The organism is Paraburkholderia sp. RHO2 (assembly GCF_050955445.1).
Classification (GTDB): domain Bacteria; phylum Actinomycetota; class Actinomycetes; order Mycobacteriales; family Mycobacteriaceae; genus Prescottella; species Prescottella agglutinans_A.
This window is the reverse complement of sequence record NZ_CP162617.1, coordinates 2,486,512-2,502,569: the sequence shown is the minus strand read 5'-3', so window position 1 is coordinate 2,502,569 and position 16,058 is coordinate 2,486,512. Positions and strand designations below refer to the sequence as shown.

Genomic DNA, 16,058 nt, shown 5'->3' with positions numbered 1-16,058 from the left:
GCCTAGGCTGGATCCTCGTGATTGTCAGAACGTCGGAGCGGCGTTGAGTATGGGTACGCCGGCAGTGTGTCTCCAAGGCGTCGTGAAGGCCTTCGGCAGCGTCCGTGCCGTCGACGGGCTCGATCTGATCCTCGAACAGGCGCAGGTGCTGGCCCTGCTCGGCCCGAACGGCGCCGGCAAGACCACGACCGTCGAAATGTGCGAGGGCTTCGTCTCCCCCGACGCCGGATCCGTCCGGGTCCTCGGCCTCGACCCGATCGCCGACTCCGCGGCGCTACGGCCCCGGATCGGCGTCATGCTCCAGGGCGGCGGCGCTTACCCGGGTTCGAAGGCCGGCGAGATGCTCGACCTGGTCGCGTCGTACTCGGCGGACCCGCTCGATCCCGAATGGCTGCTGCGCAGCCTCGGCCTGCATGACGCCCGCCGCACCCCGTACCGCCGCCTGTCGGGCGGCCAGCAGCAGCGGCTGTCCCTCGCCTGCGCCCTCGTCGGCCGGCCCGAACTCGTGTTCCTCGACGAACCGACCGCAGGCCTCGACGCGCAGGCCCGACTGCTGGTGTGGGAGCTGATCGACGCGCTGCGCCGCGACGGCGTCAGCGTCCTGCTCACCACACACCTCATGGACGAGGCCGAGGAACTGGCCGACGAACTCGTCATCATCGACCACGGCAGGATCGTCGCGTCCGGAACGCCGTCGGAGGTCACCCGCACCGGCGCCGAAGGCCTGCTGAGCCTGGTGGCACCGCCCGGCCTCGACCTCGCCCCACTGCGCGCCGCGCTGCCCGCCGACTTCCAGGTGCAGGAGGTCACGTCCGGGGACTACGTCGTGCGCGGCGCGATCGACCCACACATCGTCGCGGCGGTCACGTCCTGGTGCGCCGGACAGAACGCGCTGGCCACGGAGATCCGGGTCGACCAGCGCCGCCTCGAGGACGTCTTCCTCGAACTCACGGGACGGGATCTGAGGGGATGAGCGTGACGCACCACGACCGCCTGGCCGACAACCGCTTCACCGCCGGTACGTTCACCCCGCGCCCCCAGCCCGCGCCGCCGGCGCGGATGCTGGCCTCGCAGACCAAGCTCGAGCTGACGCTGCTGCTGCGCAACGGCGAGCAGTTGCTGATCACGATGTTCATCCCGATCACACTGCTGATCGGGCTGACCTTGCTGCCGATCGGCGACTTCGGCAGCGACCGCGTCGACACGATCGTGCCCGCCGTCATGATGGTCGCGATCATGTCGACGGCATTCACCGGTCAGGCGATCGCCGTCGGTTTCGACCGCCGCTACGGCGCCCTCAAACGACTCGGGGCCACGCCGCTCCCACGGTGGGGCATCATCGCCGGCAAAAGCGCCGCGGTGGTGATCGTCGTCGCGATGCAGACCGTCCTGCTCGGTGCCATCGGGTTCGCGCTGGGCTGGCGCCCGAGTGTGCTCGGACTCCTCCTCGGCGCGGTCGTGATCGCGCTCGGCACCGTCACATTCGCCGCGATGGGCCTGCTGCTCGGTGGCACGCTGCGCGCCGAGATCGTCCTCGCGCTCGCGAACATCCTGTGGTTCGCGATGGCCGGCATCGGCAGCGTGATCTTCGCCGACGAGCTGCCGGCCGGCGTCCGGGTGATCGCGGAACTGATCCCGTCCGGTGCCCTCGCCCAGGCCCTCGAGGACGCCACGTCGGGCGGCGTCAACCTCTTCTGCATCGCGGTCCTCGCGGTGTGGGCACTCGTCACCGGATTCGTCGCGACCAGGACATTCAAGTTCACCTGACACGAGTATTCGTTCGTTCTTGGCGTCTCGGGCGAAACGCTTCCACGACCGACCGTCCAGTATCAGAATGGCCGTCGTGACCGCCTCCCTGATGATCGGATTCCGCCGTACGTCCCTCGCCGCGTGCGGGGCGCTCGCCGTGGCACTGGCCCCGACGACGGCTTCCGCGGCCCCCATCTGGGGCCCGCTCGCGCCCCCGAATCCGCACCTGGGGCCGGAGGGCACATCGACAACGCATCAGGACGCGGGATCGTCCGATGCGACGCCGCTGGCCGGGCCGGGCACCGGCGCCGTCTCGATCGCGCAGTACCCACTCGCGTCGGCGTGCCCGACACTGTTGCAGGGCTCGGACGGCCTGGTCGTCGCGCTGTGCACCACGATGATCGGACAGAACCCGACCGTGCATCTGCTGGATCCGAACGCCTCGACGGTCCCGGCCGGCGGGACGCTCGCCCAGCTCCAGCTGACCAAGGGCAGCCTGCTCGGCGGCGTGTATGCCTACCTCGACTCCGACGACCGCCTCGTCGTCGTCGACGGCACGAGGCACCTGCTGCGCATCGAGCACACACAGACGAACGGCACGTGGACTCTCGCGGTCGACACGAGCGTCGATCTGACCTCCACGATTCCCGACGGCGACAACGTCACGGGCCTGGCGCCGGACTGGGACGGCAACGTCTGGTTCGCGACGGGCGGCGGAATCGTCGGCACCGTCGACGCCGCCGGCATCGCCCGCACGGTCGCCCTGCCGGCCGGCGAACAGGTTCAGAACAGCATCTCGACGTCGCCTGGCGGCACCTCGGTCGCGTCGACCCATGCCACGTACCAGCTGAGCGCCGGTGCGGACGCCCAGCCCCACATCGACTGGCGACAGCCGTACGACCGGGGCTCGGCCCGCAAGCCCGGACAGCTCAGCTGGGGCACCGGCTCGACGCCCACCTACTTCGGGCCCGTCACCGGTTCGGAGTACGTGACGATCGTCGACAACGCCGACGGCCAGGTGAACCTGCTCGTGTACCGCTCCGCCACCGGCGAGGAGGTCTGCAAGGAACCGGTCCTCCCGCCGGGCGACGGCGGGAGCGCCCCGCGCAGCAGCGGGAGCACCGATGGTTCCGGCTCCAGCAGCCTGTCCGGCAGCGTCGGCGGCAGCACCGGTTCGGGCAGCGGGAGCGAGAACTCGCCGATCGCGATCGGACGGTCGGTGTTCGTCGCCGGCACGTACGGCTACCCCTACCCGACGGTCCCGGCCGGGGCCGGTGAGGCGGTGCCCGCGTCCGCGCCGTTCCGGGGTGGCATGACACGCGTGGACGTCGACACCGACGGCCAGGGCTGCACGACGGTGTGGCAGAACCAGGTCCGCAGTTCCGCGGTGCCACACCTGTCGACCGCGGACGGGAACCTCTACACGATGGTCCGGCAAGGCGCCGACGTGACCACGCCGCTGGACGGTTTCGCGTACGCGGTGATCGATCCCGAGACCGGTGCCGTGAAGACGACGAAGACGATCACCAGCACGCTGCTCGGCGACACGCTGCAGATGTCGGCGCTGATCACGCGTGACGGCCGGTACATGCAGGGCACGATCTCGGGCATCGTGTCGGTTAATCCCGGCAGCGGCGGGTCGAGCGGCTCGTCGGGGTCGTGAACCCGGTCACGGTCGCGCCCGCTGTCGAGCGGATAACCTGCACGTTTCCCCCGCAGAGGCACACCCCAACGACAGCGTGTAGTGGACCGCCCTCTACCATCGGGGCGTGCTGTATCGCGGGTTTGTGAACCTGGTCAACCGTCTGCCGCTGCCGTCGCTCGCGGTCCAGAAGTGGATCGCGATCGCGGTGATCGTGGCGCAGGGCGGCATCGCGGTCACCGGATCGGTGGTCCGCGTCACGGCGTCCGGCCTCGGCTGCACCACCTGGCCGCAGTGCTATCCGGGCAGCTTCGTCCCGACGGCATCGTCCACCGCGCCGTGGTTCCACCAGGCCGTCGAGTTCGGCAACCGGCTGCTGACGTTCGCGGTCGTGGCTGTGTCGGCCGCGGTGGTCATCGCCGTCACTCGCGCCGCCCGCCGCCGCGAGGTGTTGACCTACGCATGGCTGATGCCGCTGTCGACGGTGGCGCAGGCGGTGATCGGCGGCATCACCGTGCTCACCGGGCTGCTCTGGTGGACCGTCGCGGTCCACCTGCTGGTGTCGATGGCGATGGTGTGGCTGTCGGTGCTGCTGTACCACAAGATCGACCAGCCCGACGACGGCGTCGAGGTCACTACCCTGCCCAAGCAGCTGAGCTGGCTGACCGCGCTCACCGGCGTCGCGCTGGCCGGCACGTTGGTCGCCGGCACGATGGTGACCGGTGCCGGCCCGCACGCCGGCGACAAGAACCCGGAGCGCACCGTCGAGCGCCTCGACCTCGACATCACCAACCTGGTGCACCTGCACGCCGAGTTGCTCGTCGGCTACCTCGCGCTACTGGTCGGCCTCGGCTTCGGCCTGTACGCCGTCGGGGCGCGCGCCGCGGTGAAGCTGCGTCTGAAGGTCGTGATCGCGCTCGTCGTCGCGCAGGCCTGCGTCGGCCTCGTGCAGTTCTGGACGCATGTCCCCGCCGCGCTGGTGACCATCCACGTGGCACTCGCCGGCGCGTGCACCGCCGCGACCGCCGCCCTCTACGCGGCGGGCCGGGTCCGCGAACCGGTCGGCGACCGCACCGACGCCGAGGCCGTCGCGTCCGCCTGACGCCGGCCCACCCCGCAGACGACGAAGGCCGGGTTCCCGCGAACACTCGCGAGAACCCGGCCTTCGGTCGTGTCAGCGCTCGTTGCGCGCCTTGGGGAAGCGCGTCTGATGGGCCACCCAGCCTGCCATCTTCGCGAAGTGGCCCTGGCGCGGGGTGACGACGCTGGTCAGCGCGCGATCCCACTCGGAGACCGTGATCTCGTCCAAGGAGGCGACGACGGCGTTCGCGATCGCGACCGTCTCGACCACCTGGTCGCCGAGGATGCCGTCGGCGCCGACGAGCGTGATCCGCACGCCCGCGCGCCCCACCGGCTGGATGACCGCGCTCGCGGATCCGCCGTGCTCGGACAGGAACTTCCGGATGGCGGCGACCGTGCCCGAGGGCAGGACCGGGGCCGCAGCGGTGCTCTGGGTATCGGTGCTCATGGCGTCAGCCTACTGTGCGGTAGCCGAGCGACCGTCACGGCCGTCCCATCGCACGTCGGAGGGCGAGGTGTACAACAAGAACATGCGTGCAATCGTGGTGTCCCAGAACGGCGGTCCCGAAGTCCTCATCCCCACGGAGGTGCCCGATCCGCAGATCGGTCCGGGTGACCTGCTGGTTGCCACCGATGCCGTCGGCATCAACTTCCTCGACACGTACTACCGCAACGGCACGTACACCCGCGATCTGCCGTTCGTCCCGGGCGACGAGGGCACCGGAGTCGTCACTGCGGTGGGTGCGGATGTCACCGAGTTCGGGGTCGGCGACCGGGTGGCCTGGGCCTCGGCGCCGGGCAGCTACGCGGAGAAGGTCGTCGTGCCGGCCGCCGTGGCCGTGGACGTCCCCGCCGGCGTCGCGCCCGAGCAGGCCGCGTCGGCGCTGCTGCAGGGCATGACGGCGCACTACCTGATCGAGTCGGCATATCCCGCGCGCGCTGGTGAGGCCGTCCTCGTCCACGCCGGCGCGGGTGGTGTGGGTCTGCTGTTGACGCAGATGGCGGCCGCGAAGGGCGTCAAGGTCATCTCGACGGTCTCGACGGACGAGAAGGAGGCGCTCTCGCGGGAGGCGGGCGCCTGGCGGGTCCTGCGCTACGGCGACGGGCTCGCCGAGAAGGTTCGTGAGCTGACCGGCGGCGAGGGCGTGGCCGCCGTGTACGACGGGGTCGGCAAGGACACGTTCGACGCGAGCCTCGAAGCCCTGCGGATCCGCGGCACCCTCGTCCTGTTCGGTGCCGCCAGCGGACCGGTCCCCCCGTTCGACCTGCAGCGCCTCAATGCGGGCGGATCGCTGTACGTGACCCGTCCGACCCTGGCGCACTACGTGCGCAACCGTGAGGAGCTCACGTGGCGCGCGGGCGCCGTGTTCGACGCGATCGCGGCGGGCACCCTGAAGCTCCGGGTCGGCGGCACCTACCCGCTGGAGGCCGCCGAACAGGCGCACCGCGATCTGGAGGGCCGCAGGACAACCGGTTCGATCGTGCTGGTGCCGTAGTAGACCCCGCATATGACGAAGGGCCCCGATCGTTCGACGATCGGGGCCCTCTGCACCGGAGTATCGGAAGGCGTCAGAAGTAGCTGGCGATGGTGTTCCAGCCCAGGACCGAGTCCACTGCCAGACCGCAGCACACGACCGCCAGGTAGTTGTTCGACTGCAGGAACAGCTTGAGCGGCTTGATCGGGGTGCCGCCGCGGACGCTGTTGTACAGCTGGTGGGCGACGAACAGGAACCAGGCGCCCGCGAGCAGGGTGACGCCGGCGTAGATCCAGCCGGCGGCCGGCACCAGCGCGAGCGACGCCAGGACGGTGGCCCACGTGTAGATGACGATCTGCTTGGTGACGTGCTCCTCGGACGCGATGACCGGGAGCATCGGCACGCCCGCGGCCTTGTAGTCCTCCTTGTAGCGCATCGCGAGCGCCCAGGTGTGCGGCGGCGTCCAGAAGAAGATGATCAGGAACAGGACGATGGGTTCCCAGCTCAGCGAGCCTGTCACCGCGGCCCAGCCGACCATCACCGGCATGCAGCCGGCCGCGCCGCCCCAGATCACGTTCTGCCACGTGCGGCGCTTGAGCACCATCGTGTAGACGAGGACGTAGAAGGCGATCGTCAGGACCACCAGGAAGCCGGCGAGTAGATTCGCGCGCCACCACAGCCACAGGAACGACGCGATGCCGAGCGTCATGCCGAAGATGAACGCGTTCTTCGTCGGCACGGCCTGGCGGGCCAGCGGACGCAGCGCTGTGCGCTTCATCACCTTGTCGATGTCCGCGTCGACGACGCAGTTCAGCGAGTTCGCACTCGCGGCGCCCATCCAGCCGCCGAACAGTGTGCTGAGGATGAGGACGAGGTCGATGTGCCCGCGGTCCGCGAGGAGCATCGCCGGGATCGTCGCAACGAGCAGTAGCTCGATCACGCGTGGCTTCGTCAGCGCCACGTACGCGAGGATCGTGGAGGTCACGCGCCCGAACAGCGTGGACGGACTCCCTACGACCTTCGGATCGGAAGCGGATGCGCCGCCGGGGCTGCCGAAGCCGTGTCCGCTCGGCCTATGCCCTGTACGCACGCTGTCTCCTTGCCCCACGCGACTACATCCTTGCTGACTACTGCACTACTACAGACGATGGTAGACGCCGGATACCCGGCAACCGAATCGACCCGAATCAGGGCGCACACTAGGCTATAGGCGCACTCGAGGTCCGGCGACGCCCACTGCACCTCCGGATACCCTCCGGCTCCACGCACAACAATGTCAGGAGACATCTGCCCGTGTCGATCACAGACGAGATCCGCGTCCTCACCCAACCGGTCCACCCCACCGACTGGACCGACCTGGACACCAAGGCCGTCGACACCGTACGAGTCCTCGCCGCGGACGCCGTCCAGAAGGTCGGCAACGGCCACCCGGGCACCGCGATGAGTCTCGCACCGCTGGCCTACACGCTCTTCCAGCGGGTGCTGCGCCACGACCCGAAGAACCCGGAATGGGTGGGCCGCGACCGCTTCGTCCTGTCGTGCGGCCACAGCAGCCTGACGCTGTACCTGCAGTTGTACTTGTCGGGGTACGGCCTGGAGCTCGCCGACATCGAGGCGCTGCGCACGTGGGGTTCGCTCACGCCCGGCCACCCCGAGTACGGCCACACCGTCGGCGTCGAGATGACGACCGGCCCGCTGGGCCAGGGCCTGGCCTCGTCGGTCGGCATGGCGATGGCGGCCCGCCGCGAGCGCGGCCTGTTCGACCCGGACGCCGCGGCCGGCACCAGCCCGTTCGATCACTACGTCTACGTCGTCGCCTCCGACGGTGACATCGAGGAGGGCGTCACCTCCGAGGCATCGTCGATCGCGGGCGTCCAGCAGCTGGGCAACCTGATCGTCTTCTACGACGACAACAAGATCTCGATCGAGCACGACACCGCGATCGCCCTCGGCGAGGACACCGCCAAGCGCTACGAGGCGTACGGCTGGCACGTGCAGACGGTCGAGGGCGGCGAGAACGTCTCGGCGATCATCGACGCCGTCGAGGCCGCGAAGGCCGTCACCGACAAGCCGTCGATGATCCTGCTGCGCACGATCATCGGCTACCCCGCTCCGACCAAGATGAACACCGGCGACGTGCACGGGGCCGCGCTCGGCGCCGACGAGGTCGCCGGGGTCAAGCGCGCACTCGGCTTCGATCCGGAGAAGAGCTTCGACGTCGATCCGGCCGCGCTCGCACACGCCCGCAAGGTCCTGGACCGAGGCGCCGAGGCGTACGCGCAGTGGCAGCTGGACTTCGACGCGTGGGCCGCGCGCGAGCCCGAGCGCAAGGAGCTGTTCGACCGTCTGCACGCCGGAGAGTTCCCCGAGGGCTGGGCCGACACCCTGCCGACGTGGGAGGCGGACGCGAAGGGTGTTGCGACCCGCAAGGCGTCGAGCAAGGTCCTGAACGCGCTCGGCCCGATCCTGCCGGAGCTGTGGGGCGGCTCGGCCGACCTGGCCGGCAGCAACAACACCACGATCGACGGCTCCGACTCGTTCGGCCCGACGTCGATCTCGACGAAGGACTGGAACGCCCAGCCGTACGGCCGCACGCTGCACTTCGGCGTCCGCGAGCACGCGATGGGCTCGATCCTCAACGGCATCGTCCTGCACGGCCCCACCCGCGCGTACGGCGGCACGTTCCTGGTCTTCAGCGACTACATGCGTCCGGCGGTTCGCCTGGCCTCGCTGATGAAGACCCCCGCGCTGTATGTGTGGACGCACGACTCCATCGGCCTCGGCGAGGACGGCCCGACGCACCAGCCGATCGAGCACCTCGCGTCGCTGCGAGCGATCCCGAACATGTCCGTGATCCGTCCGGGCGACGCCAACGAGACCGCCCAGGCGTGGAAGGCCGCGCTCGAGCACAAGACCGGCCCCACCGCGCTGGCGCTCACCCGCCAGGACATCCCGGTCCTCGAGGGCACCAAGGACAAGGCCGCCGAGGGCGTCGCCCGCGGCGCGTACGTGCTGGCCGAGGCGTCCACCGGCACCCCCGAGGTGATCCTGCTGGGCACCGGCTCGGAGCTGCAGCTGGCGGTCGCGGCCCGCGAGGCACTCGAGGCGGACGGCATCGCCACCCGCGTCGTGTCGGTCCCCTGCCTCGACTGGTTCGAGCAGCAGGACCAGGCGTACCGCGACGAGATCCTGCCGCCGTCGGTGCGTGCCCGCGTCACTGTCGAGGCCGGCATCGCGATGCCCTGGTACAAGATCCTCGGCAACGACGGTGAGGCCGTTTCGATCGAGCACTACGGCGCCTCCGCCGACCACAAGACGCTGTTCCGCGAGTTCGGCTTCACGGCCGAAGCGGTCACCGATGCGGCGCGCCGCACCCTCGCACGCGTGAAGGGATGAATCACCATGACTGACACTGCAACTCAGAACGCCAACCTCGCGGCCCTGTCCGCGGCGGGCGTGTCCGTGTGGCTCGACGACCTGTCCCGCACGCGGCTCGAGACCGGCAACCTCGCACAGCTGATCGCGACCCGCAGCGTCGTCGGTGTCACCACGAACCCGACGATCTTCCAGGGCGCCATCACCAAGGGCAACGCGTACGACGCGCAGCTGAGCGAGCTGGCGAAGCAGGGCGCCGACGTCGACGAGACGGTCCGTGTGCTCACCACCGACGACGTCCGCAATGCCTGCGACGTGCTCGCGCCGGTGGCGGCCGCGACGGACGGCGTGGACGGCCGCGTCTCTATCGAGGTCGATCCGCGTCTGGCCCACGAGACCGACGCGACCGTCGCGCAGGCGATCGAGCTGTGGAAACTCGTCGACCGCGACAACCTCTTCATCAAGATCCCGGCCACCAAGGCGGGGCTGCCGGCGATCACCCGGGTGATCGCCGAGGGCATCAGCGTCAACGTCACGCTGATCTTCTCGGTCGAACGCTACGAGGCCGTCATCGACGCATACCTCGCCGGACTCGAGGCCGCGAAGGCCGCGGGCCACGACCTGTCGAAGATCCACTCGGTCGCGTCGTTCTTCGTCTCTCGTGTGGACACCGAGATCGATGCGCAGCTCGAGAAGATCGGTTCGGACGCGGCCCTCGCGCTGCGCGGCAAGGCCGGTGTGGCCAACGCCCGCCTCGCGTACGCGTCCTACCAGACGGTATTCGAGGGCGGCGACCGGTGGGCGGCCCTCGCGGCCGACGGCGCGCTCGTCCAGCGTCCGCTGTGGGCATCGACCGGCGTGAAGAACCCCGAATACTCCGACACGCTGTACGTGACGGAGCTGGTCGCGGCGAACACCGTCAACACCATGCCGGAGAAGACCCTCGAGGCGGTCGCCGACCACGGCACCGTCACCGGGGACACCATCACCGGCACCGCCGAGGCGTCGCAGGCCGTGTTCGACGATCTCGCCGCGGCCGGCATCGACATCCCGGCCGTGTTCGACAAGCTCGAGGTCGAGGGTGTCGACAAGTTCGAGGTCTCCTGGAACGAGCTCCTCGACACGATCACGGAGCAGCTGGCGGCTGCTCGAGAGAGCTGATCCGTGAGCGAACCCGCGGCGGACCGTTGGGTCAACCCTCTACGGGACAGCAGGGACCGGCGACTGCCTCGCATCGCCGGCCCCTGTGGCCTGGTGATCTTCGGCGTCACCGGCGACCTGGCACGTAAGAAGCTCATGCCGGCGGTGTACGACCTCGCCAACAGGGGTTTGTTGCCGCCCGGGTTCGCTCTGGTCGGGTTCGCCCGGCGTGACTGGGCGGATCAGGACTTCAGTCAGGTCGTCCACGACGCGGTCCGCGAACACGCGCGCACCCCGTTCCGCGAGGACGTGTGGGAGCAGCTCGCGAAGGGCATCCGCTTCGTGCAGGGCAGCTTCGACGACGAGACCGCGTTCACCAGACTCTCGGACACGCTCGACACGCTGGACCGTGAGCGCGGCACGCGCGGCAACCACGCGTTCTACCTGTCGGTTCCGCCGGCACAGTTCCCCACAGTGTGTGAGCAGCTGTCGCGGTCGGGCCTGGCGAAGTCGGTGGACGGCCAGTGGCGCCGCGTCGTTATCGAGAAGCCTTTCGGCCACGACCTCGAGAGTGCCCGCGAGCTCAATGCGGTGGTGAACAACGTGTTCCCCGAGGACATGGTGTTCCGCATCGACCACTACCTGGGCAAGGAGACGGTCCAGAACATCCTGGCGCTGCGATTCGCGAACCAGCTGTTCGATCCGATCTGGAACGCGCACTACGTCGACCACGTGCAGATCACGATGGCCGAGGACATCGGCCTCGGTGGCCGCGCCGGGTACTACGACGGAATCGGCGCCGCCCGCGACGTCATCCAGAACCATCTGCTCCAGCTGCTCGCGTTCACCGCGATGGAGGAGCCGGTGAGCTTCGAGCCGTCGGAGCTGCAATCCGAGAAGATCAAGGTGCTGTCGGCGACCCGACTCGCGGAGCCGCTCGACGAGACCACCGCGCGTGGCCAGTACGCGGGCGGCTGGCAGGGCGGGCTCAAGGTCGTGGGTCTGCACGAGGAGGAAGGGTTCGCGCAGGACTCGACCACCGAGACCTACGCAGCGATCACCCTCGAGGTGGACACCCGCCGCTGGGCCGGTGTCCCCTTCTATCTGCGGACCGGGAAGCGATTGGGCCGCAGGGTCACCGAGATCGCCGTCGTCTTCAAGCGCGCACCGCACCTGCCGTTCGACGCGACGATGACCGAGGAACTCGGCCAGAACGCTCTGGTGATCCGCGTCCAGCCCGACGAGGGCGTCACCATGCGCTTCGGGTCCAAGGTCCCGGGCTCGAGCATGGAAGTCCGCGACGTCAACATGGACTTCAGCTACGGGCAGGCGTTCACCGAGTCGTCGCCCGAGGCGTACGAGCGGCTGATCCTGGACGTCCTGCTCGGTGAGCCGTCGCTGTTCCCGGTGAACGCCGAGGTCGAGTTGTCGTGGAAGATCCTCGATCCCGTACTCGAGCACTGGGCGAAGCAGGGCAAGCCGGAGCCGTACGAGGCCGGAACGTGGGGACCGCCGTCGGCGCAGGAGATGATGCGCCGCACCGGGCGTGAATGGAGAAGACCGTGATCATCGAGCTGCCGTCGACCACGACCGGCGCGATCAACAAGAAGCTCGTCGAGCTGCGTGAGACCGGTGGCGCGGTCACTCTCGGCCGGGTGCTCACGCTCGTGGTGTGCACCCGCGAGAGCGAGAACTCCGAGGACGTCATCGACGCCGCGAACGAGGCGAGCCGCGAGCATCCGTGTCGCGTCATCGTCGTCGCCCGTGGATCGCGTTCGGAGGAAACCCATCTCGACGCCGAGATCCGCGTCGGCGGCGACGCCGGCGCGTCGGAGGTCGTAATCCTGCGCGTGTACGGCGAACTCGCCGATCACGAGGCGAGCGTCGTGGTGCCGTTCCTGCTGCCCGACACTCCGGTGGTGGCGTGGTGGCCGGACGACACGCCGACGATCCCCGCCCTGGATCCGGTGGGACGATTGGCGATCCGCCGGATCACCGACGCGACCGGCGCCGCCGATCCGACCGCGACCATCAAGAGCCGCCTCGGCTCGTACACCGCCGGCGACACCGACCTCGCGTGGAGCCGCATCACCTACTGGCGCGCGCTGCTGACGTCGGCGCTCGATCAGCCGCCGCACGAGCAGATCGCCGCCGCGACGGTGTCGGGCCTGGCGACCGAGCCGGCGCTGGACGTCCTCGCGGGGTGGCTGGCCGACCGGATCGAGGGTCCGGTCCGGCGGCAGACCGGACCGTTGTTCGTCGAACTGCAGCTCGCCAACGGCGATCGCATCGCGATCAGCCGACCGCAGGCCGAGACCACCGCGACGCTGAGCCGCACCGGCCAGCCGGATGCGCTGGTGGCGCTCGCTCGGCGCGAGACCCGCGACTGCCTGGCCGAGGAACTCCGCCGACTCGATCCCGACCAGATGTACGAAGCCGCACTGACCGGCCTGTCGAAGGTGGAATATGTCTGACGTGAACGCCCAGCAGGAGATCCACCGTTTCGCCGACACCGACGCCCTCGTGCGGGCGGCGGCCGAACGCTTCGTCGACACCGTCGTCGCGGCCCAGCGGGCACGCGGGTCCGCCGCGGTGGTCCTCACCGGCGGCGGCACCGGCATCGCGCTGCTCGAGCAGGTGCGCGCCAACCCGGGCGCGATCGACTGGACTGCGCTCGACGTGTTCTTCGGCGACGAGCGGTTCCTCCCTGCGGGCGATCCGGAGCGCAACGAGGTGCAGGCGCACCAGGCGCTGCTCGACCATGTTCCGGTGGATCCGGCCCGCGTCCACGTCGTGGCGGCCTCCGACGGCGCGTACGGCAGCGATCCCGTGACGGCGGCGGCCGCGTACGCCGAGGTTCTCGACGCATTCGCGTCCGATCGCACGGGCCCACTGTTCGACGTCCATCTGCTCGGCATGGGCGGTGAGGGGCACGTCAATTCGCTGTTCCCGCACACCGCCGCGGTCCGCGAGCCCGAACAGCTGGTGGTGGCGGTCACCGACTCCCCCAAGCCGCCGGCGGTGCGTGTGACACTCACGCTGCCCGCCGTGCAGTCGGCGCGCGAGGTGTGGTTGATCGTGTCCGGTGACGCGAAGGCCGACGCGGTCGCCGCGGCGGTCAACGGAGCCTCGCCGGAGGAGATCCCCTCCGCGGGCGCGCGCGGCATCGAGCGCACGGTGTGGCTGCTCGACGAGACCGCCGCGAGCAAGCTTCCTCGCGCCTGACGGTCTCCGTCATTGTGTGTGGTCCTCGCCGGGCTCCACGGGAGAGCACGCCTGCGACGCGTCCCCGGTGTCGGCCACGATCGTTCGTGGCCGACACCCGGTCGACAACCGCGCGCTGCTGCGCGGTCCGCTCGGCACGCGCGCTCCGAGCCGCCGATACGTGATTCCCTTCGGATTCCGATCCACCCGCGTACTCCCTCCCCTGCCAGTTCCCGGTTTCAGTTCCGTTCGCTGGGTAGGACGCGGGAAATGGCGGATCGGTTCCCCGGACACCCCACCGGTCTCGCCGGATTCGGCACGAGTCAGGCGAGTTGGATGAGCTCGAGGTACTCCTGCGACCAGTGGTCCTCGGTGCCGTCCGGCAGCAGGATCACCCGCTCCGGATTCAGCGCCTCGGCCGCCCCCGGGTCGTGGGTGACCAGCACGACCGCACCGGTGTAGCTGCGCAGCGCGTCGAGGACCTGCTCGCGGGAGATCGGGTCGAGGTTGTTGGTCGGCTCGTCGAGCAGCAACACGTTCGCCGCCGACGACACCAACCCCGCCAGAGCCAGGCGGGTCTTCTCACCACCGGACAGGGTGCCGGCGGGCTGGTCGAGCTGCGGGCCGGTGAACATGAACGCCCCCAACAACCCCCGCAGGTCCTGCTCGCCGGCGTCGGGCGCGGCGTGCCGGATGTTCTCCCACACGCTGGCCTCGTCGTCGAGGGTGTCGTGTTCCTGCGCGAAGTAGCCGATCTTCAGGCCGTGTCCGGGCACCAGCTCGCCGAGGTCCGGGGTCTCGACTCCGCCGAGCAGGCGCAGCAGCGTCGTCTTACCGGCACCGTTGAGGCCCAGGATCACCACCCGGCTACCGCGGTCGATCGCGAGATCGACGCCGGTGAAGATCTCCAGCGACCCGTAGACCTTGGTGAGGTCCTTCGCCATGAGCGGGGTCTTGCCACACGGCGCCGGCTCCGGGAACCGGATGTGCGCGACCTTGTCCGCCACGCGCACCTCGTCGAGGTCGTTCATCAGCTTGTCGGCGCGCTTGGCCATGTTCTGCGCCGCGGTCGCCTTGGTGGCCTTCGCACCGAGCTTGGCGGCCTGCGCCCGCAACGCGGACGCCTTCTTCTCCGCGTTCGCGCGTTCCCGACGACGACGCTGCTCATCGGTGGCGCGGGCATCGAGATACTTCTTCCAGCCCATGTTGTAGATGTCGGCCTCCCCGCGCACCGCGTCGAGGAACCACACCTTGTTCACCACGTCGGCGAGCAGGTCCACGTCGTGACTGATCACGATCAGTCCGCCGTCGTGGTTCTGCAGGAAACCGCGCAGCCACGTGATCGAGTCCGCGTCGAGGTGGTTGGTCGGCTCGTCGAGCAGCAGCGTCGTGTTCGACTTCCCACCCGACCCGTCCGAGGCCGCGAACAGGATCCGCGCCAACTCCACCCGTCGACGCTGACCACCCGAGAGCGTCTTGAGCTGCTGGCCCAGCACCCGGTCCGGCAGGCCCAGGCTGTTACAGATCCGGGCGGCCTCCGACTCGGCGACGTACCCGCCGAGCGCCGAGAACCGGTCCTCGAGCGAGCCGTACTTGCGGATCGCCTTGTCCAGTTCGGGGCCGCCGACCAGCTCCGCCATCCGCGTCTGCTGCTTCTCCATGTCGCGCAGGACGGAATCGAGACCGCGCGCCGACAGCACCCGATCCCTGGCGAGGACGCCGAGATCGCCCTCCTTGGGGTCCTGCGGCAGGTAACCGAGGTCGCCGCTGCGGACGACCGCGCCGGCGTACGGCTCGCCCTCGCCGGCGAGGATCCGCAGCGTGGTCGTCTTGCCGGCACCGTTACGGCCGACCAGGCCGATCCGGTCGCCCGCCTGCACGCGCAGGGCCGGACCGGGCGCAGAGAGCAGGGTTCGGGTACCGGCGCGTACTTCGAGGTCTGTGGTGGTGATCAAGTCAGTTCCCTGGATGTGTGCGGTCCAGACCGAAATCCGATGGCGCGAGGCTCGGTGGCGACGGCTGCGGCGTTCGTCGCCCTCGCCGGTCGGGTTGATAACGACGAGCGGGGACGAGGTTGCTCGCATCGGTGGATCGGTCCGGACGCGCGGATGGGTGCGCAGCGAAGAACCGGTGCGCCGGGATGGACCTCAGATGACCCGACAATTCGCGGGAATGTGCAGCCGAATACGGGTGGCTAGCGGGGGGTACTCATCCGTGACGCGTCAGCGAGTGCGTCTCTGCACCCAGATCAAGCCAACGCGGAGCCGCTGGCGGCTCTTCTTGGCTGGTGCGATGCGCATGGCGGGACACTATTCCGTCGTGCCGCGCTGATGTCAATTCGGCTCGGACACCTCGCGCGGACGACAACGGTCTCGCGGTCTAGTTGACTCGGA

At 69.5% G+C, this 16,058-nt stretch carries 13 protein-coding genes; 10 read left to right on the top strand and 3 right to left on the bottom strand.

Features of this window, described 5'->3' with window-relative positions; all coding sequences use genetic code 11:
- Positions 1 to 49 precede the first annotated feature (49 nt).
- The 4 genes from ABTV10_RS11565 to ABTV10_RS11550 all read left to right on the top strand — a co-directional run bounded on the left by ABTV10_RS11565 (position 50) and on the right by ABTV10_RS11550 (position 4,493).
- Entirely contained in the window at positions 50 to 973 is a 924-nt protein-coding gene (locus tag ABTV10_RS11565; RefSeq protein ID WP_499034838.1) for an ABC transporter ATP-binding protein, read from the top strand.
- A gap of 2 nt (positions 974 to 975) precedes the next feature.
- Complete coding sequence (locus ABTV10_RS11560; RefSeq protein ID WP_499034837.1) at positions 976 to 1,767, top strand: ABC transporter permease; 792 nt, start codon at positions 976 to 978, stop codon at positions 1,765 to 1,767.
- A gap of 76 nt (positions 1,768 to 1,843) precedes the next feature.
- On the top strand, positions 1,844 to 3,412 hold the full coding sequence (locus ABTV10_RS11555) for a hypothetical protein (protein ID WP_499034836.1): 1,569 nt from the start codon (positions 1,844 to 1,846) through the stop codon (positions 3,410 to 3,412).
- A 106-nt stretch (positions 3,413 to 3,518) separates the two neighbouring features.
- Complete coding sequence (locus ABTV10_RS11550) at positions 3,519 to 4,493, top strand: COX15/CtaA family protein (protein WP_499034834.1); 975 nt, start codon at positions 3,519 to 3,521, stop codon at positions 4,491 to 4,493.
- A gap of 72 nt (positions 4,494 to 4,565) precedes the next feature.
- On the opposite strand, the gene ABTV10_RS11545 is transcribed toward ABTV10_RS11550, so the two are convergent.
- On the bottom strand, positions 4,566 to 4,919 hold the full coding sequence (locus ABTV10_RS11545) for a hypothetical protein (protein WP_499034831.1): 354 nt from the start codon (positions 4,917 to 4,919) through the stop codon (positions 4,566 to 4,568).
- Positions 4,920 to 5,001: 82 nt separating this feature from the next.
- On the opposite strand from ABTV10_RS11545, the gene ABTV10_RS11540 reads away from it, so the two are divergent.
- Entirely contained in the window at positions 5,002 to 5,967 is a 966-nt protein-coding gene (locus tag ABTV10_RS11540; protein WP_433612803.1) for a quinone oxidoreductase family protein, read from the top strand.
- 73 nt (positions 5,968 to 6,040) lie between these two features.
- Here the strand turns inward: ABTV10_RS11540 and ABTV10_RS11535 are convergent, their stop codons facing one another.
- Entirely contained in the window at positions 6,041 to 7,036 is a 996-nt protein-coding gene (locus ABTV10_RS11535; protein WP_499034830.1) for a heme o synthase, read from the bottom strand.
- A 203-nt stretch (positions 7,037 to 7,239) separates the two neighbouring features.
- Between ABTV10_RS11535 and tkt the strand changes: the two genes are divergently transcribed.
- The 5 genes from tkt to pgl are packed head-to-tail and all read left to right on the top strand — an operon-like array spanning position 7,240 to position 13,686.
- Positions 7,240 to 9,342, top strand: a complete 2,103-nt coding sequence (gene tkt / locus ABTV10_RS11530; RefSeq protein ID WP_499034828.1) for a transketolase — start codon at positions 7,240 to 7,242, stop codon at positions 9,340 to 9,342.
- Between the two features lie 6 nt (positions 9,343 to 9,348).
- Positions 9,349 to 10,482, top strand: coding sequence for a transaldolase (gene tal / locus ABTV10_RS11525; protein ID WP_499034827.1), 1,134 nt, complete (start codon positions 9,349 to 9,351; stop codon positions 10,480 to 10,482).
- 3 nt (positions 10,483 to 10,485) lie between these two features.
- The gene (zwf, locus tag ABTV10_RS11520) at positions 10,486 to 12,027 is read left to right on the top strand and encodes a glucose-6-phosphate dehydrogenase (RefSeq protein ID WP_499034826.1); all 1,542 of its coding nucleotides are present in this window, start codon (positions 10,486 to 10,488) and stop codon (positions 12,025 to 12,027) included.
- Positions 12,024 to 12,935 (top strand): glucose-6-phosphate dehydrogenase assembly protein OpcA, encoded by a 912-nt coding sequence (opcA, locus tag ABTV10_RS11515; RefSeq protein WP_499034825.1) that lies wholly within the window; start codon positions 12,024 to 12,026, stop codon positions 12,933 to 12,935. The genes zwf and opcA overlap by 4 nt, the downstream gene beginning before the upstream one ends.
- Positions 12,928 to 13,686 (top strand): 6-phosphogluconolactonase, encoded by a 759-nt coding sequence (gene pgl / locus ABTV10_RS11510; protein WP_499034823.1) that lies wholly within the window; start codon positions 12,928 to 12,930, stop codon positions 13,684 to 13,686. Before opcA ends, pgl begins: the two co-directional genes overlap by 8 nt.
- A 302-nt stretch (positions 13,687 to 13,988) precedes the next feature.
- Here the strand turns inward: pgl and ABTV10_RS11505 are convergent, their stop codons facing one another.
- On the bottom strand, positions 13,989 to 15,620 hold the full coding sequence (locus tag ABTV10_RS11505) for an ABC-F family ATP-binding cassette domain-containing protein (protein WP_499034821.1): 1,632 nt from the start codon (positions 15,618 to 15,620) through the stop codon (positions 13,989 to 13,991).
- Positions 15,621 to 16,058: the final 438 nt, after the last annotated feature.

Excerpts from the sequence above, each read along its gene's own strand:
- ABTV10_RS11565 (WP_499034838.1), top strand. The coding sequence starts at position 50 with ATGGGTACGCCGGCAGTGTGTCTCCAAGGCGTCGTGAAGGCCTTCGGC.
- ABTV10_RS11545 (WP_499034831.1), bottom strand. The coding sequence starts at position 4,919 with ATGAGCACCGATACCCAGAGCACCGCTGCGGCCCCGGTCCTGCCCTCG.
- ABTV10_RS11540 (WP_433612803.1), top strand. The coding sequence starts at position 5,002 with ATGCGTGCAATCGTGGTGTCCCAGAACGGCGGTCCCGAAGTCCTCATC.
- tal (WP_499034827.1), top strand. The coding sequence starts at position 9,349 with ATGACTGACACTGCAACTCAGAACGCCAACCTCGCGGCCCTGTCCGCG.
- pgl (WP_499034823.1), top strand. The coding sequence starts at position 12,928 with ATGTCTGACGTGAACGCCCAGCAGGAGATCCACCGTTTCGCCGACACC.